Origin of the sequence: Chryseomicrobium palamuruense (genome assembly GCF_042649045.1) — a bacterium.
In the GTDB taxonomy this organism is placed as follows: domain Bacteria; phylum Bacillota; class Bacilli; order Bacillales_A; family Planococcaceae; genus Chryseomicrobium; species Chryseomicrobium palamuruense.
Genome location: NZ_JBHSEF010000011.1, coordinates 234,750 through 261,010, shown reverse-complemented (window position 1 = coordinate 261,010; position 26,261 = coordinate 234,750). Strand labels below are relative to the sequence as shown.

At 42.0% G+C, this 26,261-nt stretch carries 30 protein-coding genes; 1 reads left to right on the top strand and 29 read right to left on the bottom strand.

Annotation, left to right across the window (positions count from 1 at the left end):
• Positions 1 to 4: 4 nt before the first annotated feature.
• The 15 genes from nth to ACFO0S_RS05780 form a co-directional block, all read right to left on the bottom strand.
• Positions 5 to 658: an endonuclease III gene (gene nth, locus ACFO0S_RS05850; RefSeq protein WP_378140876.1), complete on the bottom strand. Its 654-nt coding sequence runs from the start codon at positions 656 to 658 to the stop codon at positions 5 to 7.
• A 1-nt stretch (position 659) separates the two neighbouring features.
• On the bottom strand, positions 660 to 1,364 hold the full coding sequence (locus ACFO0S_RS05845; RefSeq protein ID WP_378140875.1) for a DnaD domain-containing protein: 705 nt from the start codon (positions 1,362 to 1,364) through the stop codon (positions 660 to 662).
• An 11-nt stretch (positions 1,365 to 1,375) separates the two neighbouring features.
• On the bottom strand, positions 1,376 to 2,671 hold the full coding sequence (gene asnS, locus ACFO0S_RS05840) for an asparagine--tRNA ligase (protein WP_378140874.1): 1,296 nt from the start codon (positions 2,669 to 2,671) through the stop codon (positions 1,376 to 1,378).
• 13 nt (positions 2,672 to 2,684) lie between these two features.
• Positions 2,685 to 3,152, bottom strand: coding sequence for a hypothetical protein (locus ACFO0S_RS05835; protein ID WP_378140873.1), 468 nt, complete (start codon positions 3,150 to 3,152; stop codon positions 2,685 to 2,687).
• Positions 3,153 to 3,160: 8 nt separating this feature from the next.
• On the bottom strand, positions 3,161 to 3,331 hold the full coding sequence (locus tag ACFO0S_RS05830) for a YpmA family protein (RefSeq protein ID WP_378140872.1): 171 nt from the start codon (positions 3,329 to 3,331) through the stop codon (positions 3,161 to 3,163).
• Between the two features lie 26 nt (positions 3,332 to 3,357).
• Positions 3,358 to 6,036, bottom strand: coding sequence for a helicase C-terminal domain-containing protein (locus tag ACFO0S_RS05825; protein WP_378140871.1), 2,679 nt, complete (start codon positions 6,034 to 6,036; stop codon positions 3,358 to 3,360).
• A gap of 81 nt (positions 6,037 to 6,117) precedes the next feature.
• On the bottom strand, positions 6,118 to 6,501 hold the full coding sequence (gene panD / locus ACFO0S_RS05820) for an aspartate 1-decarboxylase (RefSeq protein WP_378140870.1): 384 nt from the start codon (positions 6,499 to 6,501) through the stop codon (positions 6,118 to 6,120).
• Positions 6,494 to 7,339, bottom strand: coding sequence for a pantoate--beta-alanine ligase (gene panC / locus ACFO0S_RS05815; protein ID WP_378140869.1), 846 nt, complete (start codon positions 7,337 to 7,339; stop codon positions 6,494 to 6,496). Before panC ends, panD begins: the two co-directional genes overlap by 8 nt.
• On the bottom strand, positions 7,336 to 8,172 hold the full coding sequence (panB, locus tag ACFO0S_RS05810; protein ID WP_378140868.1) for a 3-methyl-2-oxobutanoate hydroxymethyltransferase: 837 nt from the start codon (positions 8,170 to 8,172) through the stop codon (positions 7,336 to 7,338). The genes panC and panB overlap by 4 nt, the downstream gene beginning before the upstream one ends.
• 198 nt (positions 8,173 to 8,370) lie before the next feature.
• Positions 8,371 to 9,357 (bottom strand): biotin--[acetyl-CoA-carboxylase] ligase, encoded by a 987-nt coding sequence (locus tag ACFO0S_RS05805; RefSeq protein WP_378140867.1) that lies wholly within the window; start codon positions 9,355 to 9,357, stop codon positions 8,371 to 8,373.
• On the bottom strand, positions 9,323 to 10,489 hold the full coding sequence (locus tag ACFO0S_RS05800; protein ID WP_378140866.1) for a CCA tRNA nucleotidyltransferase: 1,167 nt from the start codon (positions 10,487 to 10,489) through the stop codon (positions 9,323 to 9,325). The genes ACFO0S_RS05805 and ACFO0S_RS05800 overlap by 35 nt, the downstream gene beginning before the upstream one ends.
• Entirely contained in the window at positions 10,479 to 11,624 is a 1,146-nt protein-coding gene (gene bshA / locus ACFO0S_RS05795) for an N-acetyl-alpha-D-glucosaminyl L-malate synthase BshA (protein ID WP_378140865.1), read from the bottom strand. The genes ACFO0S_RS05800 and bshA overlap by 11 nt, the downstream gene beginning before the upstream one ends.
• On the bottom strand, positions 11,614 to 12,021 hold the full coding sequence (gene mgsA, locus ACFO0S_RS05790; protein ID WP_378140864.1) for a methylglyoxal synthase: 408 nt from the start codon (positions 12,019 to 12,021) through the stop codon (positions 11,614 to 11,616). Before mgsA ends, bshA begins: the two co-directional genes overlap by 11 nt.
• Positions 12,022 to 12,032: 11 nt before the next feature.
• Positions 12,033 to 12,800, bottom strand: coding sequence for a 4-hydroxy-tetrahydrodipicolinate reductase (dapB, locus tag ACFO0S_RS05785; RefSeq protein WP_378140863.1), 768 nt, complete (start codon positions 12,798 to 12,800; stop codon positions 12,033 to 12,035).
• Positions 12,801 to 13,133 (bottom strand): nucleotide pyrophosphohydrolase, encoded by a 333-nt coding sequence (locus tag ACFO0S_RS05780; protein ID WP_378140862.1) that lies wholly within the window; start codon positions 13,131 to 13,133, stop codon positions 12,801 to 12,803.
• Between the two features lie 91 nt (positions 13,134 to 13,224).
• On the opposite strand from ACFO0S_RS05780, the gene ACFO0S_RS05775 reads away from it, so the two are divergent.
• A complete protein-coding gene (locus ACFO0S_RS05775; protein WP_378140861.1) occupies positions 13,225 to 14,094 on the top strand; it encodes a YitT family protein in 870 nt (289 codons plus the stop codon).
• Between the two features lie 52 nt (positions 14,095 to 14,146).
• On the opposite strand, the gene ACFO0S_RS05770 is transcribed toward ACFO0S_RS05775, so the two are convergent.
• From ACFO0S_RS05770 to aroC, 14 genes are all read right to left on the bottom strand, one after another.
• Complete coding sequence (locus ACFO0S_RS05770) at positions 14,147 to 14,824, bottom strand: zinc metallopeptidase (protein ID WP_378140860.1); 678 nt, start codon at positions 14,822 to 14,824, stop codon at positions 14,147 to 14,149.
• Between the two features lie 33 nt (positions 14,825 to 14,857).
• Positions 14,858 to 15,466 carry a lipoprotein heptaprenylglyceryl N-acetyltransferase LhaT gene (lhaT, locus tag ACFO0S_RS05765; protein WP_378140859.1) on the bottom strand — a complete coding sequence of 203 codons (609 nt, stop codon included), beginning with the start codon at positions 15,464 to 15,466 and terminating at the stop codon, positions 14,858 to 14,860.
• Positions 15,467 to 15,530: 64 nt separating this feature from the next.
• Entirely contained in the window at positions 15,531 to 16,310 is a 780-nt protein-coding gene (locus ACFO0S_RS05760) for a menaquinol-cytochrome c reductase cytochrome b/c subunit (RefSeq protein WP_378140858.1), read from the bottom strand.
• 39 nt (positions 16,311 to 16,349) lie between these two features.
• Entirely contained in the window at positions 16,350 to 17,024 is a 675-nt protein-coding gene (qcrB, locus tag ACFO0S_RS05755; protein ID WP_378140857.1) for a menaquinol-cytochrome c reductase cytochrome b subunit, read from the bottom strand.
• A gap of 18 nt (positions 17,025 to 17,042) precedes the next feature.
• Positions 17,043 to 17,549 (bottom strand): QcrA and Rieske domain-containing protein, encoded by a 507-nt coding sequence (locus tag ACFO0S_RS05750; RefSeq protein ID WP_378140856.1) that lies wholly within the window; start codon positions 17,547 to 17,549, stop codon positions 17,043 to 17,045.
• A gap of 182 nt (positions 17,550 to 17,731) precedes the next feature.
• On the bottom strand, positions 17,732 to 18,172 hold the full coding sequence (locus ACFO0S_RS05745; RefSeq protein WP_378140855.1) for a DUF2487 family protein: 441 nt from the start codon (positions 18,170 to 18,172) through the stop codon (positions 17,732 to 17,734).
• Position 18,173: 1 nt separating this feature from the next.
• Positions 18,174 to 18,731 carry a ReoY family proteolytic degradation factor gene (locus ACFO0S_RS05740; protein ID WP_378140854.1) on the bottom strand — a complete coding sequence of 186 codons (558 nt, stop codon included), beginning with the start codon at positions 18,729 to 18,731 and terminating at the stop codon, positions 18,174 to 18,176.
• 13 nt (positions 18,732 to 18,744) lie between these two features.
• The gene (locus ACFO0S_RS05735) at positions 18,745 to 19,989 is read right to left on the bottom strand and encodes a tetratricopeptide repeat protein (RefSeq protein ID WP_378140853.1); all 1,245 of its coding nucleotides are present in this window, start codon (positions 19,987 to 19,989) and stop codon (positions 18,745 to 18,747) included.
• Between the two features lie 118 nt (positions 19,990 to 20,107).
• Positions 20,108 to 21,394 (bottom strand): 3-phosphoshikimate 1-carboxyvinyltransferase, encoded by a 1,287-nt coding sequence (gene aroA, locus ACFO0S_RS05730; protein ID WP_378140852.1) that lies wholly within the window; start codon positions 21,392 to 21,394, stop codon positions 20,108 to 20,110.
• A 12-nt stretch (positions 21,395 to 21,406) separates the two neighbouring features.
• Positions 21,407 to 22,501, bottom strand: coding sequence for a prephenate dehydrogenase (locus ACFO0S_RS05725; RefSeq protein WP_378140964.1), 1,095 nt, complete (start codon positions 22,499 to 22,501; stop codon positions 21,407 to 21,409).
• Positions 22,501 to 23,598 carry a histidinol-phosphate transaminase gene (gene hisC, locus ACFO0S_RS05720; protein WP_378140851.1) on the bottom strand — a complete coding sequence of 366 codons (1,098 nt, stop codon included), beginning with the start codon at positions 23,596 to 23,598 and terminating at the stop codon, positions 22,501 to 22,503. The genes ACFO0S_RS05725 and hisC overlap by 1 nt, the downstream gene beginning before the upstream one ends.
• A gap of 9 nt (positions 23,599 to 23,607) precedes the next feature.
• Positions 23,608 to 23,973 (bottom strand): chorismate mutase, encoded by a 366-nt coding sequence (gene aroH, locus ACFO0S_RS05715; protein ID WP_378140850.1) that lies wholly within the window; start codon positions 23,971 to 23,973, stop codon positions 23,608 to 23,610.
• Positions 23,970 to 25,037, bottom strand: coding sequence for a 3-dehydroquinate synthase (gene aroB / locus ACFO0S_RS05710; RefSeq protein ID WP_378140849.1), 1,068 nt, complete (start codon positions 25,035 to 25,037; stop codon positions 23,970 to 23,972). Before aroB ends, aroH begins: the two co-directional genes overlap by 4 nt.
• A 1-nt stretch (position 25,038) precedes the next feature.
• Complete coding sequence (gene aroC, locus ACFO0S_RS05705; RefSeq protein WP_378140848.1) at positions 25,039 to 26,220, bottom strand: chorismate synthase; 1,182 nt, start codon at positions 26,218 to 26,220, stop codon at positions 25,039 to 25,041.
• Positions 26,221 to 26,261 lie beyond the last annotated feature (41 nt).

The following is a 26,261-nucleotide window of genomic DNA, read 5'->3' as shown; positions in this document are numbered from 1 at the left end:
GCTGCTATTTTTTCATGCGATTCATTCGTTTTTGTCCCTCACGACACATATATAAAAGCGGACACTCCGGACAGTTTGGATTTTGTGCTTTGCAATGGTATCTTCCAAAAAATATCATTTGATGATGCGCTTGTGACCAGCGTTCAATCGGCGTTTTTTTCATCAACATTTCTTCTACTTGAAGCGGGTTATCTTTCCACTTGCATAAGCCAAGACGTTTTGATACACGTTCTACATGCGTATCAACAGCTAGAGCTGGAATATCAAAAGCAACTGATACCACTACATTTGCTGTCTTTCTCCCGACTCCAGGTAACTTCGTTAATGTATCTCGATCGGCAGGGACGACTCCCCCAAACTCATCGATCAGCATTTGTGATAATTTTTGAATGTTTTTCGCTTTATTACGGTAAAGTCCAATCGACTTGATGTCTTGTTCAAGTTCACTTACATCCACAGCCAAATAATCTTCTGGACTTTGATATTTCTGAAACAAATCTTTCGTCACTCGATTGACAAGTACATCTGTACACTGAGCGGAAAGGAGTGTCGCTATGACGAGTTCAAATGGATTTTTATGTACCAATTCGCAATGCGCGTCTGGAAACATCTCATTCATCTTGTCCAATGCTTCAAGCCAGCGTGCTTTTGATAACATCTTACTCCCTCTCTTCTAACCAGTTATAAAATGGCACCTTGGCTGTTGGCCTTTTCACTGGTTCTGTCTTTACGGTGTATTTATGAAAATTTTCTGCATGTTTTTGAACATCTTGAATAGTCTTTAAGTTTTTCTTCTTCCATTCAAATAAAATACGATCGATGTATTTTAGACTTTTTTTCTCAGCAAGGACGGCTTCCACTAAAGCTTGTCGGATGACTTCTGGTGGGTGACCGTCTTCATCCAGCCATTTTGAAATGGTTTCATATTCAAGTGGCGTAAAGATACGTCCGAACTCCTCTTCAAAAATGCGGAAAAGTTCCCCCGTCTCATTTTTCAAACGCTGATCCTGTTGATCTGTCCGGATTTTTTCTAATTGGTCTATCAAACGTTCCCATAAAGGATAGAGTATATAGGTTTCTTCTATCATCTTCTCATTGGTAGATTTCTCAATCAGTAAAAATCCTTTTTGCATCAAGCGTTGTAAATGCTGGGCGACTTGTTGGTCCGAAATTTCCATGCGTTCGGAAATCTCGGAAGGTGTAGGAAAATCAATTCCTTTTGCTTGGAAAGAAACCAGATGCAACACGATCATCGCTTCTAGATCACTAATTTGTAACGCCCGGTAATGAGTAAAAAAAAGCTGGGAAATGATAACATTTCCCTGCTTCATCCATTGTTCCAGGCGGCTAGTTGGGTAACCCATACGTCGCCTCCTTAAGGATATAAACGATTTAATAGTCGTGGAAATGGAATCGATTCCCGAACATGTTCGGAACCACTAATCCATGCCACAGTTCTTTCTAATCCCAGTCCAAAGCCTGAGTGTGGTACAGCTCCATATTTACTTAAATCTAAGTACCACTTGTACGCTTCTTCATCTAAATTATGCTCTTTGATACGTTGTTTCATTAGTTCATAGTCATAAATACGCTCGGATCCACCAATGATTTCTCCATATCCTTCAGGTGCAATTAAATCCGCACATAAAACTACATCGTCACGTTCTGGGTGCGGTTGCATATAGAACGGTTTGATTCCAATCGGATAATGAGTAATGAATACAGGTTTATCATACGCTTCTGCAATCGCCGTTTCATGTGGGGCCCCAAAATCATCCCCCCACTGAATGTCATCGAAACCTTGTTTGTGCAAGAATTCAATCGCATCGTCATAAGAAATACGTGGGAATGGCGCAGTGATGTTTTCAAGTTTGGCTACATCACGTCCCAGTCGCTCAAGTTCAAGCTTACAGTTCTTCAAAACGGCTTGAACGATATAGGATACATAGTTTTCTTGCACTTCCAAGCTCTCGTCAAATTCGACAAACGCCATCTCAGGTTCAATCATCCAAAACTCAATTAAGTGACGACGTGTTTTTGATTTCTCTGCACGGAATGTTGGACCGAATGAAAATACTTTTCCCATAGCCATTGCAGCAGCTTCCATATAAAGTTGACCAGACTGCGAAAGATACGCATCTTCGTCAAAGTATTTTGTCGCAAATAGTTCAGACGTACCTTCTGGCGAAGAACCTGTCAAGATTGGAGGATCCATTTTAACGAATCCTTCGTTATTAAAGAATTCGTAAGTTGCACGAATGATCTCATTTCGAATTTTCATAATAGCGTGTTGTTTACGTGAGCGGAGCCACACATGACGGTTGTCCATAAGGAACTCTGTTCCATGTTCTTTTGGTGTGATTGGGAAGTCGACCGCTTCAGAAATCAGTTCAATCGATGTAACCTGAATTTCACAGCCAAAGCTATTTCGCTCGTCCGCAGTGACCGTTCCTGTTACATAGACGGATGATTCTTGTGTCAGTGATTTCGCTTGCTGGAAAATCTCTTCGCCAACATCAGCTTTCACGACAACCCCTTGAACAAACCCCGTGCCATCACGTAATTGTAAAAACGCGATTTTTCCGCTTGAGCGTTTATTTGCGATCCACGCGCCGAGCTTCACATCTTCGCCTATCATGTTAGGCATTTGATTAATTAAAATTTTTTTCATAGTAGCCTCCAACTTATAAATTCGAGATACGTTTCCACCAGTCACCTGTTATAAAATTCACGTAGGTATAACTTAGCGCATCCTCTGCATTGACATATGTGACTTCCCATACAGGACCGACTTCTTCATATCCTAGCTTTGTATATAAGATTTCTTTTACTGCCTGATTTTGTGATACCAGTTCTTCCGCATGTTCTTTCGTGACACCTGTTGAGAGTTTCACTTCAAATGCGGATTGATAATTTTCTTTGTCTACTAAGTAAGCAACATGTTCTTCTTCACTTGTCTTTCCGATGACCGTAATATAACTTTTGACACTATTGTAGGAATAAACGGATTCTATCTCTTGGATTAACTGTTGATCCTGTACAAGCTTTGTGACTTTCTCAAATTCCGCATCTTGTGGATTTTTAGCTAACGTATAGAGAATGCCGATTCCTGAAAATATAGAGACAGCACCGATGATGAGTATCGATATCATCCATTTCTTCATGTGCGGTAAATGGTAAAGACCGCTTTTGATTGATCTTGTTGATCCAGCGCTAAACCGAACATGAGATTGTCTCTCTTTAAGCTACGATTTAAAGCATCGATTACTTTATATAGGTCAGGTTGATACTCAATCGTCACTGTTTGAATGATTTCAATTTTTGATTCCATTCGCTTCCCTGCTTTCTACAAATTACTTAGCTATTATACCAAGATTCCAGAGTCTCGACCATGCTTTGCGTGGAAAGTTCTTCTTTTGGCACATTTGGTATAGCTACTAAAAATTCACGCCCATAGGACTTTGTTTGGATTCGACGGTCGAGAATGATGAACGCACCTTTTTCTTCCGAATTTCTTATGAGTCGACCAAATCCTTGTCTAAATCGAATGATGGCTTCAGGTAATGACAGTTTGGAAAAAGGATTTTCCCCTTCCGCAGTTAACCTTGCTGCTTTTTGCTTAAAATAGGGATCATCCGGATTCGTAAATGGAAGACGCACCATGATGATGGTTGATAAGGCTTCCCCTGGAACGTCAACACCTTCCCAGAAGGTTGTCGTACCAAATAGTATGGCTTTTTGGAAACGCTGGAATGTTCGAAGCATCCTCATTTTGCTGCCTGCATTCATCCCTTGAGCAATAAATAAATAATCTTCAAGTAGGCCGCTGTCTTCAATTAATTCCACCGTTTTTCTTAACATGTCTTGAGATGTGAATAACACAAAGGTTCTACCTTGTGAAGCTTGGACCGTTTGTATAATGACGTCTGCAATGGATTCAATAAATGTCGTTTGATCCACTTGCGTGACATCAGGTACATCATTGACTACAAATACGCGTGCACCCGAGTAGAACGATTCCTGTGCATAAAATTTGCGAAGAGGTGTATCTTTTGGCAAATGCAATTGATCGAGTATAAACCAAGGATGATTCGGTACGGTCAATGTGCCTGACGTCCATATGATGGAGCTTTTCCCGCGATATGGTGTGAGACTTCGTTCGATTTCCTCTTTCCAGTCCAATTGACGTTGCCTAAAAATAAATGAGCTTGGGATACTTCGTTTATCCGCATCCAGCCAACTTGCTTGACTCTCCAGATGAGTCATGAATTCTTCCCAGTCGTACGCAACCGTTCGAAGTTCTCGAATCCAGTAATTCACTTCTTCACGTACAATAACATTGTCCACTGGGTAACGATATAAAAGTTCCTCAAATTTCTGAACAACTTCATTGACTTCTTTGCTGAAATCCACAAAAAGATTTTGTGTTCCGCTTAAAGGGACTGTCACTTTTGAGGAGCCATAACTAGATTTCGTTTTTCCAACGGTATTCGATAACTGACTGATCAGCTCATCAAACAAATGATTAACAAGCTCAAGACGCTGTGCTATTCGCAGGAGGTCTTTATTTGATCCTAAAATCTGTGCTAATTTAAAGCCGACTTGTGTTGCTTCATGAAATCCGAATTGGCTAAATAAATATTTCCAATCCGTAAATGAAATGGCTTTTTCACTCGCACTTTGAACTGCTGTTAAGAAATGATGTGCTTCGTCAACAATTAATGCATCAACATCGGACTGGATAAATTGTAGACTCTCAGGATGATGTACAAGCATGGCATGATTGGTCACGATGATACTTGCTTGTTTAGCCTTTTCTACAATTTGTTCATAAAAATCCCCTTGAATACCAGGCGTACGTCTTTGCTTTCTAAGTTTATCGAGGGTGAGTTGACCAGCACCTGTCGTATTCAACTCGGACAAATCTCCGGTCTTTGTCTCTGTCAACCAGACTAAAACTTGCATGAGTGAAAATGATTCATCATAAGATTCATCAGGTGAGTCTAAACGCATTGCCAAAAGTCCTCTATCTAAATAATGGGTAAACGACTTAAGTTTGGCGACAGTAAACGAATGAAGATAGACTGACTGTAATTTAGCAAGCTCTCCTTCAACTAATTGATCCATCAATGTATTTGTATACGTTGAAATGATTATCTTCTTCCCTGTGGATTGAGTATGTGCCAGTGAAGGGACTAAGTAGCCAATGGTTTTCCCAATGCCCGTTTCTGCTTCAAGAGCAATTTCAGATCGGGTGTCAAGAGCTTGTTTCACGGTATCCATATAATCAAATTGAGACGGCCGTTGTTCTACTGTCGAATAGACTTCTCGCAACAATGTCACTTTCTCCTCGATTGTTTCAGGATAAGATGGGAACTCTGCAGAAGTTACGACCTCTTCGGTTGGATTCGTAGTTGTTACCAGGCGATCTGCTTTTTTTAGCGCTTCAAAAAACAAGGGGGCAAGGTGAGATTTTAACCGGAAACACCGTTTATGTAATTGTTTGATGGTTACTTGAGAAAGCGTTTCTAGTTTTCTGCAACATGCTAAAAATAACTCAGCTGTCGCGTAAGCGTCAGCATCTGCTCTATGAGCATGAGATAATTCGATTCCTAGTTCAAGTGTGATTTCACTTAACTTATAGCTAAGGGCAGTCGGGAACATCAATCGAGCAAATTCGACTGTATCCGCTTTTTTATTTTTTAATAATGGAAGCTGCAACCGTTTCAATTCTCCCTGTAAAAAAGGAAAATCAAAGTTTACATTGTGAGCTACAAATACCGTCCCTTCCAATTCTCTATAGATATCCTCTGCAATCTCTGCAAATAATGGGGCATTTTGAACATGATCATTGGAAATACCCGTCAACTCTTGAATAAAGGGGGGGATTTTTTTCTCAGGATTAACGAAACTCGAATAAGTGGACACAACCTCTCCATTTTCAATTCGTGCAATGCCGATTTGGATGATGCGGTCTCCATTTTTCGGAGAACTCCCCGTAGTTTCAATATCCACTACTGCATATTTGTCATTCATTTGATTCACTCACAGTACTTATAGATTCCATCAAATTGTAACATAAAAACGCCACTCTCCTAGAGAAATGGCGTTTGTTGATTAAAGGATAGTTGCTTCTGGCTCGTAATTAAGCATTTCACGAATCGAGTTGTCTTGATTCATGATAGCAACAGTTGGTTTATGGGTCTTCGCTTCTTCATTCATCATGTATACGTAAGACAGGATGATGACGACATCGCCTTTTTGTACAAGACGGGCAGCCGCACCGTTTACACAGATAACTCCACTGCCACGGGTACCTGCGATAATATACGTCTCAAATCGGGCACCATTGTTATTATTGACAACATGGACTTTTTCATTCGGTAACATACCGACTGCATCGAGTAAATCCTGATCAATTGTAATACTTCCCACGTAATTTAAATCAGCTTCTGTCACAGTGGCTCGGTGAATTTTACTATTTAACATCATTCTAAGCATGGGTACGCACTCTTTCTATTATTAAATTATCAATTAATCGCGCTTTGGAGAAAAAGACAGCGGTTGCTAAAATCATCGTTGATGCGCTCTCTCTTTCATTCAAGTTCGGGTAGCTAAGTAGCTCTATATAATCAATCGTTCCACTCGTCTTCGTAGAAATCACTTCACGCGCATGAGCAAGTGCTTTCTCACGAGAGTCCGTTTGCAAGTAGAGCTCCTTAGCTTCCTGCAGTGCTTGATAAATTATCGGGGCTTCTTGCCTCTCGGCCTCCGAGAGGTAAACATTACGCGAACTCTTCGCAAGCCCATCTGCCTCTCGTACAGTCGCAACACGGTGTACGTGTAGCGGAAAATCATATGCTTCAACTAAAGATTCGATGAGAGCTAATTGTTGCGCATCTTTTTGGCCAAAGAAAACATCATCTGGTTGTACGATATGAAATAATTTGGTGACCACTTGAAGGACACCATCAAAATGACCCGGACGACTTTTACCACAAAGGGCATCGGCCATTTTTCCACTATCAAAGGTAATCGATGTTTGCACACTATACATTTCTTCTGCAGAAGGATAAAATATGGCATCCACACCAATTTCTTTTGCTAGTTGTGTGTCCCGTTCAAAATCTCTAGGATACCGATCCAAATCTTCATTAGGTCCGAATTGAGTGGGATTTACAAAAATGCTTAACAAGGTGTTATCACATTGTGCAACGGATTGTTTTAACAGCTCGGCATGACCTTCGTGTAGATAGCCCATCGTAGGAACAAATCCGAGAGAGCCTGACAGGCTTTTTCGCCACTCGCGCACTTGTTGTTTACTCGTCAAAATCTTCATTGTTTTCCTCCATATAGGGCGAGTCGTTCTTCTTCTTTCATCGTAAACTGATGCACTTCACTAGGAAACTGCTCATTTTTTACTTCTTGCGTATAAGTGCGAATCGCTCCCTCGATTAAAGGAAAAATGTGACTGTACTGTTTTACAAATTTAGGAACATGATGCTCCCCGTACCCTACTAAATCATGATAAACAAGGACTTGACCATCTGCTCCTTTTCCTGCTCCTATACCAATGGTTGGTACCACAACATGAATGGATACTTCTGAAGCAAGTTGATGCGGAATACACTCAAGCACAATCATAAATGCGCCAGCTTCTTCAAGACGTTTCGCGTCTTCGAGAAGCTGTTTTGCTGCTGAGGCTGTTTTTCCCTGAACTTTGAATCCTCCTAATACCCCTGCAGTTTGTGGTGTCAATCCTAAATGTGCGACCACAGGAATTCCGGCGGCCGTTAATTTTTGAATAAGTGGAAGCATATCGCCCGCACCTTCGATTTTAACAGCTTGTGCGCCTGTTTCTTGCATAAGGCGGATAGCATGCAAAAGCGCAATATCCGTGCTTAAGTGACACACGCCAAACGGCATATCCACAACGAGAAACGTATTCGGGGCTCCTCGCCTCGCTGCTTTCCCGTGATGAACCATATCATCCATTGTGACTGCCACTGTATTGTCATACCCGAGAACAACCATTCCGAGCGAATCACCCACTAAAATAATATCCACTCCCGCATTTTCTGCTGCTCGACCAGCCGGAAAATCATAGGCCGTGACCATGACTATTTTTTCATTGTTCTCTTTCATCTTCCGAAAGTCCATCGTTGTTTTCATGTTTAGCTCCTCCTTTTAATAAGAGGAAAAAACCTATAATAGCCCTTGCGACAAGACGCAAGGGCAGAAAAATTCCATGTGAGGTTTTTTCCGTCCCTGTCTTTTTAAAGATCAAGGCGAGTCATGTCGTTCAATTCATGAGTCCTGCAAGGTACAGTTCCAGTGGATACTGTCCAAATTGAGTGTATCACAGTCTTATTAAAAATCCAATTTCCGCTTACTGAGTGTAACATCACCTGAAAACAAGGGGATGACGCCTTGAGAAGTTTCTACTAACAAAGCCCCGTACTCATTAATTCCAACAGCCACTCCTTGAATGGTTTCACGAACAGTCTGGGCAGTAACATGTTGCCCGATCATTGGAGAGTGCCGAATCCACCGCTCACGAAATGGTGCAAAACCTTCCTTCTCAAACTGACGGATAGCCACCTCTAATTGAAGCGCAATTTCCGCTAGTAATTGCGAGCGGTAGATAGGCGTTTCATGATGTATAGCAAGTGATGTCGCAATCTTTTGTATGGATTCCTCAAAATCCTCTTGTTGATGATTGACATTCAATCCAATCCCCAAAATAATGGCTTCAATTTGTTCCGGCGTTGACTGCAATTCGGTAAGTATCCCTCCTACTTTTTTCCCGTCAATCAACAAATCATTCGGCCATTTAATATCCACTTGCAATGTAGTGATTTGTTCAATCGCATGAGCAATCGCGAGCGCAGCGACAAGTGTAATGGGAGGTGCCTCATGGGGAAGAATTGCAGGTTTTATGACCCAACTCATCCATAATCCCTTACCTTTTGTAGAGTTCCAGGAACGATTCAATCGTCCCTTTCCTTCCGTCTGTTCTTCACTTACGATCAACATGCCATCAAAGGAGTTCGTGACGAGCCACTCTTTGGCCACTTTTTGAGTGGACGAACAACTCTCTAAAATCATAAGTTGACGAGCATAGGTTTCCGTTTCAAGGTAGGGTGTAAGGGTATTTTCCGAAAGAGGTTCTTGCAGTTTGTTGAGCACGTAGCCCTTTTTCCGAATAGCCTCTATATCGTATCCTTCATCAAGGAGTGATTGGATATGCTTCCACACCATTGTTCTTGAAATGGAGAGTTGTGTGGAAAGCTGTTCTCCAGAAATGGGTGCTGATGCATTTCTAAGAGTTTCTAAAATTTGTTGTTTCGGTGTCATTCTTCTTCATCCAATCTTTGATTGCTGGTTGTGTATTTTCTAAATGACCTTGAAGGATTTGTTGTGCAATTTGTTGTTGCAGCGTCCGAATCCATGGACCCTGTTTTGCTGCACTCCACTCGATCAACTCACGACCTGAAACGGACAAGTCGATGAGACTCCGGAGAGGTGCTTTTGTCAGCCAACTTTCGACCTCTTCATCCGTATAAAAAGGAGAGGCTTCACTAAAAACGACATGGCTTACCAGGACAGATTCTTTAGAAAATCCAAACACTGCTTCATATGTCCATCCATACGTATGAATACGTTCAATCACTTCGTTTGTTTCTTGAATGAGTTTCTTTTCTACATTTGAAAATGGTAGGTCGATTCTGGACGGTTGAAACGCGTGATACCAAGCCCAACCTAGGGAGGCTGTTAAAAATCCTTTTGTTAGTGACGGTAGGACTTGCCAATCACCTGGCAAAGCTTTATTCAGTTCCTCTTGCCTTAAGTAGCGCAGAGCCTTCTCGGGATTCGCACTCGTCCAGATTCGGTCAAGTTCTTGTTTGACACGTTCTTTTGCAATATGCGTCAAAAGAGCCGCACACTGTTTCATCGCTATATCGGTTTGATTCTCGATGCAAAAGCCCAGTTGACTAGTAAACCGGATACCACGTAAAATGCGTAAAGCATCTTCTGAGAACCGCTTCTCCGCTTCTCCCACCGCACGTATGACATTCTGCTCAAGGTCCACTTTTCCGCCGTAATAATCAATCAACTGATCTTCTTTCGTTAACGCCATTGCATTAATTGTAAAATCACGGCGTGCTAAATCATCTTTTAAATTTCGGACAAATTGCACAGTATCCGGTCTTCTAAAATCAGTATATTCCGTTTCAACACGGAATGTGGTGACTTCTACAGGTTGCCCCATAAGTACGGTAACTGTCCCATGTGCAATTCCTGTATCAATGGTTCGAGTAAACACGCGTTTGACTTCTTCTGGCGTCGCACTTGTTGCTACGTCGTAATCTTTTACACGTTTGTCGAGCAAATAATCTCGAACGGCTCCACCGACAACGACAGCTTCAAAGCCTTGTCTCTCTAAGGCGTCGATTACTTGAAAAGCAGCAGGCCATCTACTCTTCATCGTAGGCCACCTGGTAATAATAGCTTTCGTATTGATCAACAATGGTGTCCATACTGAACTTCTCCGTCACAGTTTGAAGTGCCTGTTCACTAAATCGATGATATTTATTTTCGTTCGATAGGATTTCTACGATATATAGAGCTGCTTTTTCAACTGCTCCCAACTCTACAATAAAGCCATTCTTATTATGATCGATGACTTCTGGAATACCACCGATGTTCGTGCCGATACACGGTACACCGCAAGCCATTGCTTCTAATAAAACAAGACCGAATGATTCTTTCTCTGACATCAATAAAAATAAATCCGCCAGTGCATACAGCTCAGCCACATTTTCTTGCTTACCTAAAAAAAGAATATCCTTTTCATATGGTGTTCCTTTTACCTCTTCAAGGATTGGGTGCCGTTCAGGTCCATCCCCGACTAAAATGAGTTTACAAGGCATTTGTTTACGAACATAGATAAAGGATTTTACGATATCTTGCACACGTTTCACTTTCCGGAAATTGGATACATGTAACAGAACTTTCTCTTCTGGTAGAATTCCTAAGATTTCACGTAGATGAATTACGTCTTGAGGATAGTAGTCAGCGGTATCGATAAAGTTGTAGGTTGTTTCAATCGTTTTATTTGGCTGTATTAATTCATAGGTTTGTTCCGCTAGGGATCTAGAAACTGCCGTCACAATATCCGATCTCTCAATACCGTATTTAATCGCACCTTTCAAAGAGGAGTCGACACCTAACACGGTGATGTCTGTTCCATGTAACGTTGTAACAATTCCGACGTTACGCTTTGACATATCTCGAGCCAAAATAGCACAAACAGCATGCGGAATCGCATAATGCATATGCAACACATCTAAGTCTTCATCCACAATCACTTCAGCCATCTTATTTGCTAGGGCAATGTCATACGGGGCATATTGAAAGACGGAGTAATTGTTCACTTCGACTTCATGATACGTTACTGAATGATAAAAACCTTTCAAGCGGAATGGCATACTTGACGTAATAAAATGAATTTCATGCCCTCTCTCAGCCAGCTTTTTTCCCAGTTCGGTTGCTACAACCCCCGAACCTCCGACAGTTGGATAACACGTAATCCCTATCTTCAATTTCCGCTTAGCGTGCACGTCGATCTTCCAACAAGCGCCAATCTAAAAACCCTTGTTCGATTCCTTTTAACAGAACTTCAGCGGTCCCCATATTTGTAGCAAGAGGAATCTGATATACATCACATAGTCGAATCAATGCCGTAACATCAGGCTCATGAGGTTGTGCAGTTAATGGATCTCGAAAGAAAATGACCATATCCATCAGATTATCTGCTATGGCCGAGCCAATTTGCTGATCGCCCCCAAGAGGGCCTGATTTGAAACGGTGAATGTCTATGCCCACTTCTGCCTCAATTCGCGAGCCTGTCGTACCTGTCGCATATAATTCATGTTTTTCAAGTGTTTCTTTATACGCCGTAACAAATTGTATTAAATCATCTTTCTTTTTATCATGTGCAATTAAAGCGAGTCTCATCTTGTCATCTCCTAATCGATTAAATGTTCCAATCCGTAAATAAATGTATTCCGTTTCATCACTTCTTCAATACATAAAGCTACACCTGGCATAAAGGATTCACGATTAAATGAATCGTGTCGAAGGGTCAACAATTGCCCATTGCCTCCAAAGAGAACTTGTTGGTGTGCAACTAACCCTGGTAAACGAACACTATGTAGACGAATGCCGTCGAGGGAAGCACCTCGAGCTCCCGGGTGCGTTTCTTTCTCATCCGGGTGTCCTTGCTGATGTGGTTCACGCAGCGTTCCAATCATTTCAGCGGTTTTAAGCGCTGTTCCAGATGGTGCATCTAGCTTACGGTCATGATGCATCTCAATGATTTCTACATCGCTCATATAACGTGCTGCTTGTTCAGCAAATTTCATCATCAATACAGCGCCAATGGAGAAGTTTGGTGCAATAATGCAACCGACTTGATGGTGCTCACAAAGATTTTTCAACTTCTCTAAATCTCTTTCCGAAAAACCGGTTGTTCCAACTACTGCATGTACTTTATTCTCGAGTGCTAATGTTGTATGTTTCATTCCTAGTTCAGGAGATGTTAAGTCGACAAGAACATCTGGCTGACATTCTGTGATTAATTGGTCAAGGTCTGTAAAGACAGGACATGAAAAGGGAATCATTGTTTCTTTGGAATCAAGAACAGCGATAAGATCAAAGTTCGAAGACATCATAACCATTTTGACTGCCTCTTTTCCCATATTTCCTCGCGGTCCCGCAATTGCTACACGTATCATTTAGTTTTCCTCCTTCTTTGTCCATCGGTCACGGTCGCGAGAGGAATACTTTTCCATTACACGATCTAATGCGTTTTGCATATCGATTTTTTCTGAGTTCGCTAAGCAGATGAGGACGAACAAAAAATCACCGAGTTCTTCTTCAATAGCTTTTTCAACTTCCGTTGACTTCTTTTTTTTCATTCCATACTGGTGTTGAATCTCACGAGAGAGTTCTCCCAGTTCTTCCGTCAGACGAGCAAGAAGTTCCATCGGAGGGAAGTACCCTTCTTTAAATTGACTAATATATGTATCGACCTGCCCTTGCATGTCACGTATCGTTTTCTGTTGCATATGTACCACTCCTTACCTCTAATCGTATCCATTGAAACTGTTGTTGTCAAAGCCCATGAAATGAAAGATAATGAGATTTGAGGTGGATGGAATGATAGCTGGTTTAAAACTTAAAAACATTTTGTTTATTTTATTTGGAGCGGCCGTCTTCAGTTTTGGATTTGTTCATTTTAATATCCAGAACGAATTAGGTGAAGGTGGGTTTTCAGGAATCACATTAATTTTGTACTTTGTTTTCGGCTGGGACGTTGCGTTAATGAACTTATTATTAAACATTCCCATGTTTTTAATCGGATGGCGTCTACTCGGTAGAAAAGTTTTTCTTTACACTGTGATAGGTACAGTCGGTGTTTCGGTATTCTTAAAGATCTTTCAAGTATACGAAGTGCAGATCGGTTTACAAAACGATTTGTTCTTAGCTTCTTTATTTGCGGGGGTTTTTGTCGGTGTGGGACTTGGAATCATCTTCCGGTATGGCGGTACGACAGGCGGCGTGGATATCTTAGCGCGTGTTGTTCATAAGTATATTGGATGGAGTATGGGGAAAACAATGTTTCTCTTTGATGCTGGGGTTATTCTTATTTCTTGGCTGACATTCCTCGATGAGCGTTCCATGATGTATACACTGGTCGCCGTCTTTATAGGCGCACGCGTCATTGATTTCGTTCAAGAAGGTGCTTACTCAGCACGAGGGGCATTTATCATATCGGCTCATCAGACAGCGATAGCAGAAAGAATCGGCAAAGAGATGGACCGTGGTGTTACAGTATTAGATGGCCACGGCTTCTACTCAAAAGCCAAGCGAGAAATGCTTTACTGTGTCATTGGTCGAAATGAAATCGTTCGCTTGAAGAATATCATCATGTCGGTTGACCCACATGCATTTGTCTCGATTGTTGATGTTCATGATGTGATGGGTGAAGGATTTACGCTGGACGAGAACAAGAAGCCTTTTGACTAATCATCATTAAAAAAACTGCTTAGAGCGTGTGCTCTAAGCAGTTTTTTTGATTCTATTCACTTCGACTCATGCCTGTATAGATGAGGATTAGGCGGAGAAGCTCTAATACTGCAACAGCAGCAGCTGCTACATAAGTCATCGCAGCGGCATTTAATACTTTCCGTGCGTGACGTTCTTCTTCGTTGCGAATTAAGTTAAGACTTACCATTTCATTCATTGCACGACTTGAAGCATTAAACTCAACAGGTAATGTAACGATTTGGAATACAACACCTGCTGCTAAAAGACCTATACCAACTAATAACATTTCAGGTATTGTTGAAAGAATCCCAATCAGTATGAAAATCCAAGATGCATTTGAAGAAATATTCGCTACAGGTACCATCTTATGACGTAGTGTTAAGAACGAATACGCCTCTTTATGCTGAATAGCATGTCCCACTTCGTGTGCTGCGATAGCAGCGCCGGCAACGGACGCTTCATGGAAGTTGTGAGAAGATAATGCAACGATGCGCGTCATCGGATTATAGTGATCACTTAAAAATCCACGACTCTCAACAACTTGTACATCTTGTAAACCATGTGCATCTAAAATCGTACGAGCGACTTGTGCACCCGTCATTCCTGATGTGGAACGGACTTTAGAATATTTTTTGTATGTGCTTTTCACTTTAAATTGCGCATAAAGTGGTAGTAGCAACAGAACAGCAAAGTAAATTAAATAACTCACTGTGGTCCCCCTCTTTTCTAATATACTTTTATTCTACCTAGTTTTATGCGAATTTTCAAATGACATGTATCGCTTTTCGCTTATATTTAGCGCAGCAATCAAAATACAGGCAATAGATAACCAAAATGTGAAATACCCGATCTGAGGCGCAAATTGGAGCAGGGATCTATAGATGGGCATTTGTCCAAAAACGTAATCAATGACATCGTTATGTAGTGTCCAGATGGCTGCAATTGCTAGAGCAATCCAAGAAAAACGATACCAAGGAAAGTAAAGTATAGCCTGAACGGCCATACCAAAATGTGAAATGACGAGCATCCAACCAATTGGATCTAGCGGTCCATCCACTCCAATGGTAAGGAGATTCATCACCACAGCCCATAAGCCGTATTTTACAAGAGTGACGAGAGCTAACGCTTCGATCAATCGCCAGTTTTTACCGAGCAACCAACCGAGAAGAGCAAATGTGAAAAACAGACTGGCCGTAGGGCTGTCGGGAACAAAAATATAGTAGATCGGGTCAGTAATCGACAGCTGTCCTTTATACCAATAGTAGCCATAAATCGTTCCAAGTAAGTTTATGATAAACAAAAGCCACATAATCGGTTTTGCGTATAGTACAGAACGAATGAGTGTGATCATAACTCGCTTCCCTCTCATCAAGTGATAAAAAAAAGAGAGTCATGACTGACTCCCTTTTTAAGTATTATTCTGCTGGTTCAAGAGTCGAGATGAATTCAGAAAGCTGTTGAAGCTCTTCATCCGTACCTTGATATGTTCCAGCTGGCATTGTTCCAATACCGTTAACAGCAATATCGTGAATCTCTTCAGCTGTAAGACCTGTTCCAACTAGAGTTGGTCCAAGTCCACCTTCAAAGGCGTTCCCGTGACATCCTATACAGGACGATGTGGAATACAGTTGATAGCCTTCTGAGTTTTCATCAAACTCAACTGCTACTTCTTCACGAATCTCTCCAGCTGCACGTTTTGCATCCCAGTCTACATTTACGACTGATTCCCAAGTTAAGAAAATCATAGACGCAAGAGCTAAGAGCATAAAGCCAGTTGGTAATGGACGCTTGAATGGGCGTCGTTCTTTTGAAGTATCTAAGAATGGTACTAATAATAGTGCCATGAATGCGATACCTGGTATGACAATTGCACCAATGATATTCCATGGTCCTGATGCAAATTCATATTTTAAAAGTTGGTACAAGAACAAGAAGTACCAGTCTGGTAATGCCGTGTATGCAGTGTCAGTCGGATCTGCTTGTCGCTCCAAAGGTGCTGGATGCGATACCGTTAAAATTAGATAACCTACTAAGAATACAGAACCAATCAACCACTCTTTTAGTAAAAAGTCTGGCCAGAAAGCTTCTGTTTTACCTGGATACTCAGAGTAATCTTTAGGTCCTTTTTTCTTACGGCTAGATGGATGCAGAACACGAGAGTCACCCACGAATTTTAAACCTTTTCCGCGATGCATGAAGTCCCCTCCTTGTTATCCTCTTTTTCCACTAACCTGTTATAGTGGACCTGAAATACCTTGACGGCGAATTAAGATAAAGTGAGCTGCAAGTAATCCAAACAATGCCGCTGGCAAGAAGAACACGTGGATAGCAAAGAAGCGTGTAAGCGTCTGCGCACCAAGAATCGTTTCATCTCCAGCTAGTAATGTCTTAATGGCTCCACCGATAAACGGTACAGAAGCAGCAATTTCAATACCTACTTTTGTTGCAAATAGTGCTTTCATATCCCATGGTAGCAAGTAACCCGTAAATCCAAGACCTAACATAATACCAAAGATTCCTACTCCTACCATCCAGTTTAATTCACGAGGTTTCTTATAAGAGCCTGTGAAGAAAACACGTAATGTATGCAAGAACATCATAACGATAACTAACGATGCTCCCCAGTGGTGCATACCCCGAACAATTTCCCCGAATGCTACTTCATTTTGAAGGTAGTAAACGGAGTTCCATGCATTTTCAATATCCGGCACGTAGTACATTGTTAAGAACATACCTGAAAGAATTTGAATAACTGTAACAAAGAACGTTAATCCTCCGAAACAATACACAAACGCCGAAAAGTGGTGTGCAGGGTTTACGTGTTCAGGAACTTCATGGTCTGCGATGTCACGCCAAATTGGTGTAATATCGAGACGTTCATCAACCCAATCATAGATCTTGTTCAGCACGATGTCGTACCCCCTCTATTACGCTAATGTATTCGGAACAACTGGACCCAGTTCAAGCAGTCCGTCCGCACTTTCACGTGCTTCAAACATGTCAAGCGGACCACGTGGTGGTGTTCCTGGAACGTTCTTGCCGTTCTTTTCATATAATCCTGCGTGGCAAGCACAGAAGAATTTGTCTGGATGTGCACTATCCGTTGCCCATCCTACTGTACATCCTAAATGTTTACAGACAGGAGATAAGGCAACAATGGCATCTCCATTTCTATAAACCCATGCTGTACTTGTAACTTCAGATGAATACCATGCGTCAACTTGTTCGAAGTTAAAATCGACACGAGTCGGTTCTTCAGTAATATCTGCGACTGCTAAATCCGTAAGAATGAAGTCTCCGCCATCTTTTTTCTGAAGAACAGGGTCAATTGCAAAACGAACCATTGGCATAAGCATACCTGCAGCCATAAATCCGCCCACACCAGTAAGCGTGTAGCTTAAAAATTGACGTCTTGTTACTTTGTTGTTGCTCATCGGTTTCCCCCCTCTAACGTAAAGGTCAGTCCAAAGGACATACTTGCGTGAATAAAATAATACTAGGACAGTTCAATGATACTTTAACTACCGTATAAAATCAATATTCGTCGAAAGGCTTTTCGACAGTTTGTGAACATTTGTTGAAACCTAAAATCGTCTAAAACTTTAAGATGAATTGCTTAGCTATTCCATCTTTCGGCAATTCTCGGGATCAGCTGGCGAATTTGATCCTCGATGATTTTGGATCGCATTTTGGAATCCATTGAATCAAGTGGAATTGATGCCGTCCATAAGACATTTTCATCAAGTCCTATCCATTCCGAATCTGTTGTGAGATAGAAAGTGTTCTTGAATGGTGAATCGACACTTGCAGTCTTCCATTCATTTACTAGTTGTTGTTTATTTTGGGTCTTCACATAAGAAAAAGAAGGAAAAGCGACAACTCTTCCTTTAAATTGATTTTCTAATGCATTTACGAGTGATAGTAAATAATCTGCTTGAGAGGCAGCTTGAGGAATCTCTTTAGAATCGAAGCTGATCGGAACAAGTGGAATCAAAGCAGTGTCAATAAAATCTTGCTGTATAAGAAAAATGGCCGCGTCTTTACCAGTATAAAACATATCAGTACTCCTTTATTTGATTCACAAGCTTTTGATAGTCCTGAGACAATTTTTCGAAAAGGGCTCGGTCTCCTTCATCAAGGGCTTGATCAATTTGTGTTTCCAGTTGCTGCAACTGGTAGGATCGTATCGATGAATCCACTACAAAGTCAGCTGTATCTTGATCCATTTTCTTTAATTCATCGTTCATCGGAATGTATGGATTGTCTTCAAGTACAGCCAAAAATTCCGGAATGCGTGCTTGATCTGGAAATTTAAGTTCTACATACATCGGTTCATTTGGATGCAGTCTCATGTCATGAAAGGATTTTTCTGCATCCGCTGATACAATCGTTCCTTTATAGAACCGAAAGGGCGCACCAGATGAAGAGGTCGTCGAAATCATCATACCACGTGGACAATGTTCCACACCCTCAACAAAATGCACATTCTCTAACAGTTCCTCATGACTCATCAAATAATTTAAGATCCAGACGCTTTCCCGACGTTTTAATTGATAATTTTTCAGTAGCCATTTGACGAAGTCGCGTTTTTCATGAGCCGATACAGAAGCTGTCACGATTTTTCCCCTCCTATAAATCTTCTAGCAGAGCAACCCATTCCATGGACTCCGGTTCCAATTGTTGGAGCTCGCGAACAATTGCTTTGGCCTTTTCTCTTTTCCCTTCTTCTAGTAAGAAGTATGCATACTTTTTCAGAAAATAGACATCTTCTTTTTGTTCAGTGTATGCGAGCTCATAAAATTCATGAGCTTGCTTGTAATTTTCAAGTTGTTCATGACTTTCCGCTAAATAAGGATAGAGGGACGTTAGCGTTGAACCATCTTTTTGAACGTCTTCTGTCAGTTGAATAATAGCCTCATAGTCTTCTTGGTGCAGATAAAGCTGGGCGAGATGAATAATCGCGTCGATATATTCCGGATCTAATGCGATGGCTTCATGGAAATATGATTCGGCTTTCTTTTCTAGACCCAGTTTCAGCGCAAGTTTAGCAGCTACCAAATAGTATTCTTTTTCAAAAGAATCCTTTTCGATTCCCTGCTCAATCCGTTCTAATGCTTTTTCATTTTCTTCAAGCATTGCATAAGCTTGTGAGGATAAGAGGTAAGCTGAGAAGTAATCCGGATCGATAGCGATAACTTCATCGAGCTGTTGAATGGCTGCTTGATACTGCTCTGTTTGAAATAGTGCGTACCCGTACTGAAACAATAAATCTGGCGCTTCTCCTTGAAGAAGTGCTTCTTTATAATATGGGATGGCTTCTTCGAATGCAGCTCCTGCAGAGTACGTTTCCGCTAAACGTCGGGCGAGATCAACATGTGGTAGCTCAGAACGAAGTGTCCACAAATTTTCAAAAATACGAGCCGCTTCTAAATAACGGCCTGTCTCGAGTTTCAATTCTGCTTTTGCCAGTTGAAGGATGGGTTCTTCCGGATAAAGGCGAATGGCTTGTTCAAGCTTTTGTTCAGCAACTTCGTAGAGTCCGGTCATTTGATAGTAGTCTGCCATAGTTAACAGTGCCTGAGGGTAAGCATCCGACACTTCTGGTACAGATTGAAGAAGCTCAGCTCCTTCTTCCTCCCTACCCACCTCTAACATCCAGACAGCCTGGTCTACTTTCAATTGCTCTTCCTCCGGGAACAGATAGGAGAGATGTTTCAAAATTTCCAGTGCTTCTTCTACAAAGCCATACGCAGCTATATCCTCTGATGTTTGGTATAACTCATCAGGCTCTGCGGATAGAATATACGCTTCAAGATTTTCTTGCCACGTGGTATCTCCTGTTTCGATTTGTCGGAGTATATCATTTCGTTTCATGGTCATCACTTCTTTCTTGTTCTCTAGTTTACACGATAATACGTGAAATCAAAACGCATTGGTTCGGAAGTGATTGAGTTGAAACAAACTTCACATCTAAATTAAATAAACAGGCCCATTACGAGCCTGTTGTGACCAATTTATAATCTTCAAAAAATGTGGGGTAACTTACAGCGATACAATCCGCATCATCCAGTAGAATAGCATCTGTTGAAATTAAAGAAGCAATGGCTCCCATCATTCCAATTCGGTGATCCCCGTATGTGGTTATCTTGCCGCCGGTAAGAGGAGTAGGGCCTTCAATAATCATCCCATCTTTGGTCGACTCAATTTTTGCACCAAGTTTTTTCAGTTCAGTGACTACGGCATCAATCCGATTGGTCTCTTTTACTTTTAATTCTTCGGCGTCACGGATGACGGTTTTTCCTTGAGCTTGTGTAGCAAGTAGAGCAATGATTGGAATTTCATCAATCAAACGTGGAATGAGTGAGCCGCTAATTTCCAAACCTGTCAGCTGACTCGATTGAATGGTGACCGTACCGATTTCTTCATGAGAAGCACTTTGGCCTTTTGAAATGTCTAAAGTAGCACCCATGTCAGTTAACACCTCGATAATGCCGTCTCGTGTAGAATTTAATCCCACATTCTCGAGCGTCAAAGAGGAATTAGGAACGATTGCCGCAGCTACTAACCAAAATGCAGCAGAAGAGATATCCCCTGGAATGACGATATGGGCTGGATGAAGAGTTTGACCGCCTTCTAAGGTGATGACCCGGTCCTGTTCTTCTATTTTAACGCCAAAATGAGTGAGCATCCGTTCTGTATGGTCACGGGAGGTCTCTTGTTCTCTCACTACCGTCGTTCCTTTTGCACGGAGCCCTGCAAGCAAAATAGCTGACTTAACTTGAGCGGATGCAACAGGCATCGTATAGTCGATCCCTGATAGTTCTTTGCCTTGAATGGCAAGAGGCGTAAACTTGCTGTTTTCCCGGCCAATGATCTCTGCTCCCATTTGTTTCAGCGGATCAGTCACACGTTTCATCGGCCGTTTCTGAATAGACTCGTCACCAATCATGACAGAGGCGATGCGACTCGATGCGAGAATACCAGCGAGAAGTCGTGTCGTTGTCCCGGAGTTACCGGTATAAAGAATTTCAGTCGGTTCTTGCCACGATTCAATTCCGTCACTTTGTATCGTGACATTTGTCTGGTCCACGTCAACTTGGACACCTACTTTTCGGACACATTCAATAGATCGGTGGCAGTCTTCACTAAGTAAAAAACCTTCAACCGTAGTTTTGCCTTTTGCCATCGCCCCAAATAATATGGATCGATGAGAAATCGACTTGTCTCCAGGTACTTGAACAGTCCCGCGGATGAAACCTTGAAATGGTGGTAAATTCATAGAATCACTTCCTTAAGCTATATAAGTTTCAAAAATGGTTTCAGCATGAATACAATCTATGGCCCGATTCCGGTCGTCATCCGACTGAAAACTAATCACGAGTACGCCATACAAATCTTCCCTGGTTTCGATGATTCGAATATTGAGTATACTGATGGCATGCTTCGCGAGTAGCCCTGTCACTTCGGAAATCACCCCCGGATAATCGGGTACATCAATGTATAAATCAAATGTACTGTAAAGTGCCCCTTGGGAATGGATAGGTAATGCGTCTCGCTGATCTTTCGCTAGGCGAAAATAGCTCTCTATTGTTTCCGGATTACTCTCCACTAAAATTTGGTGCATTCTTTCCATCTCGCTCATCCACAGCTGAAGTTGGTTCAAGAGCTGGTCTTTATTTTGAAGAGTAATATCACGCCACATTATCGGGTTGGACGAGGCAATTCGAGTTGTATCTCGAAACCCCCCTGCAGCCAGTTGCTTCGTGAGGTCCCCGCTGCTCGACGCTTCTAATTGATGGACAAGAGATGCCGCAATCAAATGTGGAAAATGACTAACGACCGCTGTCATCTGATCATGTTCTTCCGCACTCACTTCGATGACTTTCGCTTTTGTAGGACCTAGCAATTCTTGAAAAGCGTTCAATTGTTGATCTGTTACATGATGGGAAGCACAAAGGACAAAATAGGCATTTTCAAATAAATGTGCACGTGCAGCTGTGATTCCACTTTTATGCGAACCGGCCATTGGGTGGCCACCAATAAACGGCAAGCCAAGTTCGTTAGCAAGCTGTACGATTTCTTTCTTTGTACTTCCCGTATCGACAAGTACTGCCGAGTCTTTCAGTTCCCACTTGGTCGCTTGCACTAACAGTTCTTTCGTTGTGTTGACAGGGGTGGCAAAGATGACGTAATCCGCTTCTTTTACAGACTTCGCAAGTGAATAGGCCATTTCATCAATCACATCTAAACGCCTTGCCGTTCGAACCGTGTTAGCATCCCGGTCATAACCAATCACGAAACAGGCCGTATCCCGGCGAAGAGCTAACGATAAACTCCCGCCGATTAAACCTAGACCAACCATGACGATTGTTTTTTTCATCAAAATCACACTTTCTCTTTGGTTACAAGTTCCTCCAAATGGTGAAGAACCCCATCGTTTTGCTCTTTCGTGCCAATAGTGATACGCAATGTACCTGGAATACCTAGTGCCGCACCACTACGAACGATATATCCTTTTGACATCAAATATTCAAAAGCACGGTCGCTATCTTGTTCGATATCAATTAATATAAAATTTGTTTGTGTTGGGTAATAGCGTAACTGATGGCGTTCACAAAATTCGATATATTGAGATTTCCCTGCTGTATTTTGTTGGACCGTTTGTTGAATAAATGTTTGGTCTTCAAGAGCAAGAAGTGCTGCTTGTTGGCTAATTGACGTATTGTTGAACGGTTCACGTGTCGGTTCTAACTGAGCGATGACTTCTTCTGACCCTACGCCATACCCTACGCGGAACGCAGCAAGCCCATAGGCTTTTGAAAAGGTTCGTAGAACTAGAAGGTTTGGGAATTTTTCAATCCAAGGAATCGAATTTTCATAGTCAGAGACAGTAACATACTCATAGTAAGCTTCGTCTAACACGATTAGGACGTCACTTGGTACGCGCTCTAAGAACGAATAAATGTCTTTCGATGGTGTCAGCGTTCCAGTTGGATTATTTGGGTTACAAATCCATACAACAGCCGTGTCATTCGTAACTTTTGCTAACATGGTTTCCAAGTCATGTGTCCCGTCTTCTTTTAAAGGTACGGAGATCCATTCTGCCCCTTCAATCTTCGCGTTATGTTCATACTGACTAAAGGTGATGGACGCTGCTATAGAATTAACGCTTGGTGATAAGAGAGCACGTGTGACTAAAAGTATAATCTCATCTGACCCATTTCCAAAGATCAGCTGTGTTTCTTTGACTCCTAAATGCTTTGCTGTCGATTCTCGTAAGGATGCAGCATATCCGTCTGGATATAATGCAAAATCCATTCCGCCTTCTGATAAAAGTTGTTGAATCTTGGGCGACGACCCATATGGATTTTCATTGGAAGCGAGTTTCACGACTTCAGATAAGCCGTATGCTTTCTTCACTTCTTCCATCGTTCTTCCTGGTTTATAAGCTTGTAACCCTTCTAACTGCTTTTTGAATTTCATACCAAGTCCTCATTTCTTCACTAAGTCTGGGCGAAGCGTGACTGCATCATTCAAATAGATATGAACGACATCCTGTTGATTGACATCGGTGTTGACATGCATCATGATGCGAATACATTTAGGGAGACTCTCTGAAACGTTCATCTCATGCGTGCACATCACAGGTACATAATTCCATCCATCTAACATGCGTACCGCTTTAGCAGGAAAGGAAGACGTTATATCCGGTGTTGTCGAGATGATCACCGAAGCCACGTCATCTGGAGCGATGTCATTTTGAAGGGCCATTTCTATTGCGAGCTGTTGCGTCGCAGTGAATACCGCTTCTGCGTTGTCGACTGTGATGGTCGTTGCTCCGCGTATACCTCTTATCATGCCGTTTCCTCCTTTATCAAAGCAAGCAAAAGCGTATGCGCTTTCTCCACTTCTTGCTCCGTAACAATAGTAAGCTCGGGTTGACCAATTTCAGGCAATACTACAAAATGGAGCTCCCCGTGTTGATTCTTTTTATCTTTTTTTATATAGGAAAGTAACTGCGAGAATGGAGTGGCGAATAAAAATTCCGTTGGATATCCATAGTTACATAATTTCTTTGTCCACACTTTTGCTAGTTTTCTTTGATTACTAAGAAGTAGTGAAACCACGAGACCCAGTGCAATGGCTTCGCCGTGTTTGATCCTTCCAAATCCGACAACTCCTTCAATTGCATGCCCATATGTATGACCCAAGTTTAAAAACTTTCGTTCATGTCGTTCAAACTCGTCCTTCTGCACAATAGTTGCCTTCACAGAAATCCCCTTCGCAAGTTCTAATTCCCAGTTTAGTAGAAGAAGGTCGTCAAGTGAATCTTTTAATAGTAACTCCTCTACCCAATTAGCATCAGAAAGCAACGCATGTTTCAACAATTCCGAAAATCCAGATCGCACTTCACTCGTGGGAAGGGTCAACAAATAGTTTGTATCGAACACAACGGCCTGTGGGTGATGAAATGCTCCCACCATATTTTTTCCTAGTGGATGGTTAATCCCTGTCTTCCCTCCCACCGCACTATCGTGTGCTAAAATGGTCGTCGGAAGCTGAATAAACGAAATTCCCCGCATGTAGCTGGCTGCCACAAACCCAGTTAAATCCCCGACAGCCCCTCCACCCATCGCAAGGATAACCGACTTTCGAGATGCTTGATTCTCGAGTAAAAAAGTGAGGGCTTGTTCGTAGACAATGAAGCTTTTCGACTCTTCACCAGAAGGAAGAACAAAGACTTGATAATCAAACGCTGCGTGCTGATTAAAGTAGTCCGCGTGATGATGCCAAACGGTTTCGTCCGCAAACACAAATATGGAATCGTACCGATCACTGACAAGTGAATTTAGTTGAGAAGTGGCTCCGTTCGCTAGAAAGACAGGATATGTCGCAGAATCTGTCGAAATGATAAGCTCCATTTTAAAACTCCTTTGCTTCTGTTCGCCTTGCTTCGACCGATTCCTTCAATTGTTGTAAATGATCGGCTGGAAACGTATCAAGTAAAACTTGTGCTACTTCCCACGCAATGACATGTTCAGCTACTACGGAAGCAGCTGGAACTGCACAGGCATCTGAACGCTCGATACTCGCTTTAAACACTTCTTTTGTTTCAATATCAACGCTCTCAAGTGGTTTATATAAGGTAGGTATAGGTTTCATTACACCTCGAACAACAATCGGCATACCTGTCGACATGCCCCCTTCTGTTCCACCGAGGCGATTGGTTTCCCGCGTATACCCTTCTGATTCGGAATACCGAATTTGATCATGGACTTGACTTCCTGGAAGGTTCGCCATTTCAAATCCTAATCCGAGTTCAACACCTTTAAAAGCATTAATGCTCATCATCGCAAATGCTAAGCGTGCATCTAGCTTTCGATCATAGTGTACATAGCTTCCTACTCCTGGTGGTAATCCTGTGACACGTACTTCCACTACACCACCAATGGTATCACCAGCTTTTTTAGCAGCATCAATTGCAGTTACCATTTCTCCCGAGGCTTCTTCGTCTAAACAATAAACCGCACTGTCATTTGCTCTGTCAGCAATTTCTTGAGCTGTTAAAATTTCCGGAATCGACCGGTCTGCATGAATGCCCCCAATTGTCGTGACATAGCCCACAACATGGATATCAAGTTGCTCAAGGAGCTGTTTAGCGATGGATCCGGCTGCAACTCTTACTGTCGTTTCACGCGCGGATGATCGTTCCAGTACATTACGTAAATCTCTGTGTTGATATTTAATGCCCCCTACTAAATCTGCATGACCTGGACGAGGTCTGGAAATTTTTCGTTTAATATCCTCCTCAGTCATGCCTTCTTCAAGAGGCTCGCTTCCCATTATATGGGTCCAATGTGTCCAATCATCATTCGTGACCTGTAAACAGATCGGTGAACCAAGACTCTTTCCATGACGAACACCTGAGGTGATTGCAATCAAATCTTTTTCAATTTGCATGCGTCTGCCTCGCCCGTGTCCACCCTGTCGTCTCCGTAGAGAATCATTCAGTTTTTCAGTAGATATCGATAATTGGGAAGGAATTCCTTCGATAATTGTTGTTAATTGAGGGCCATGAGACTCTCCAGCAGTTAAGTAACGCAAAATCACTTTCTCCCTTCAACTCGCTAAAGTATATGTTTCTC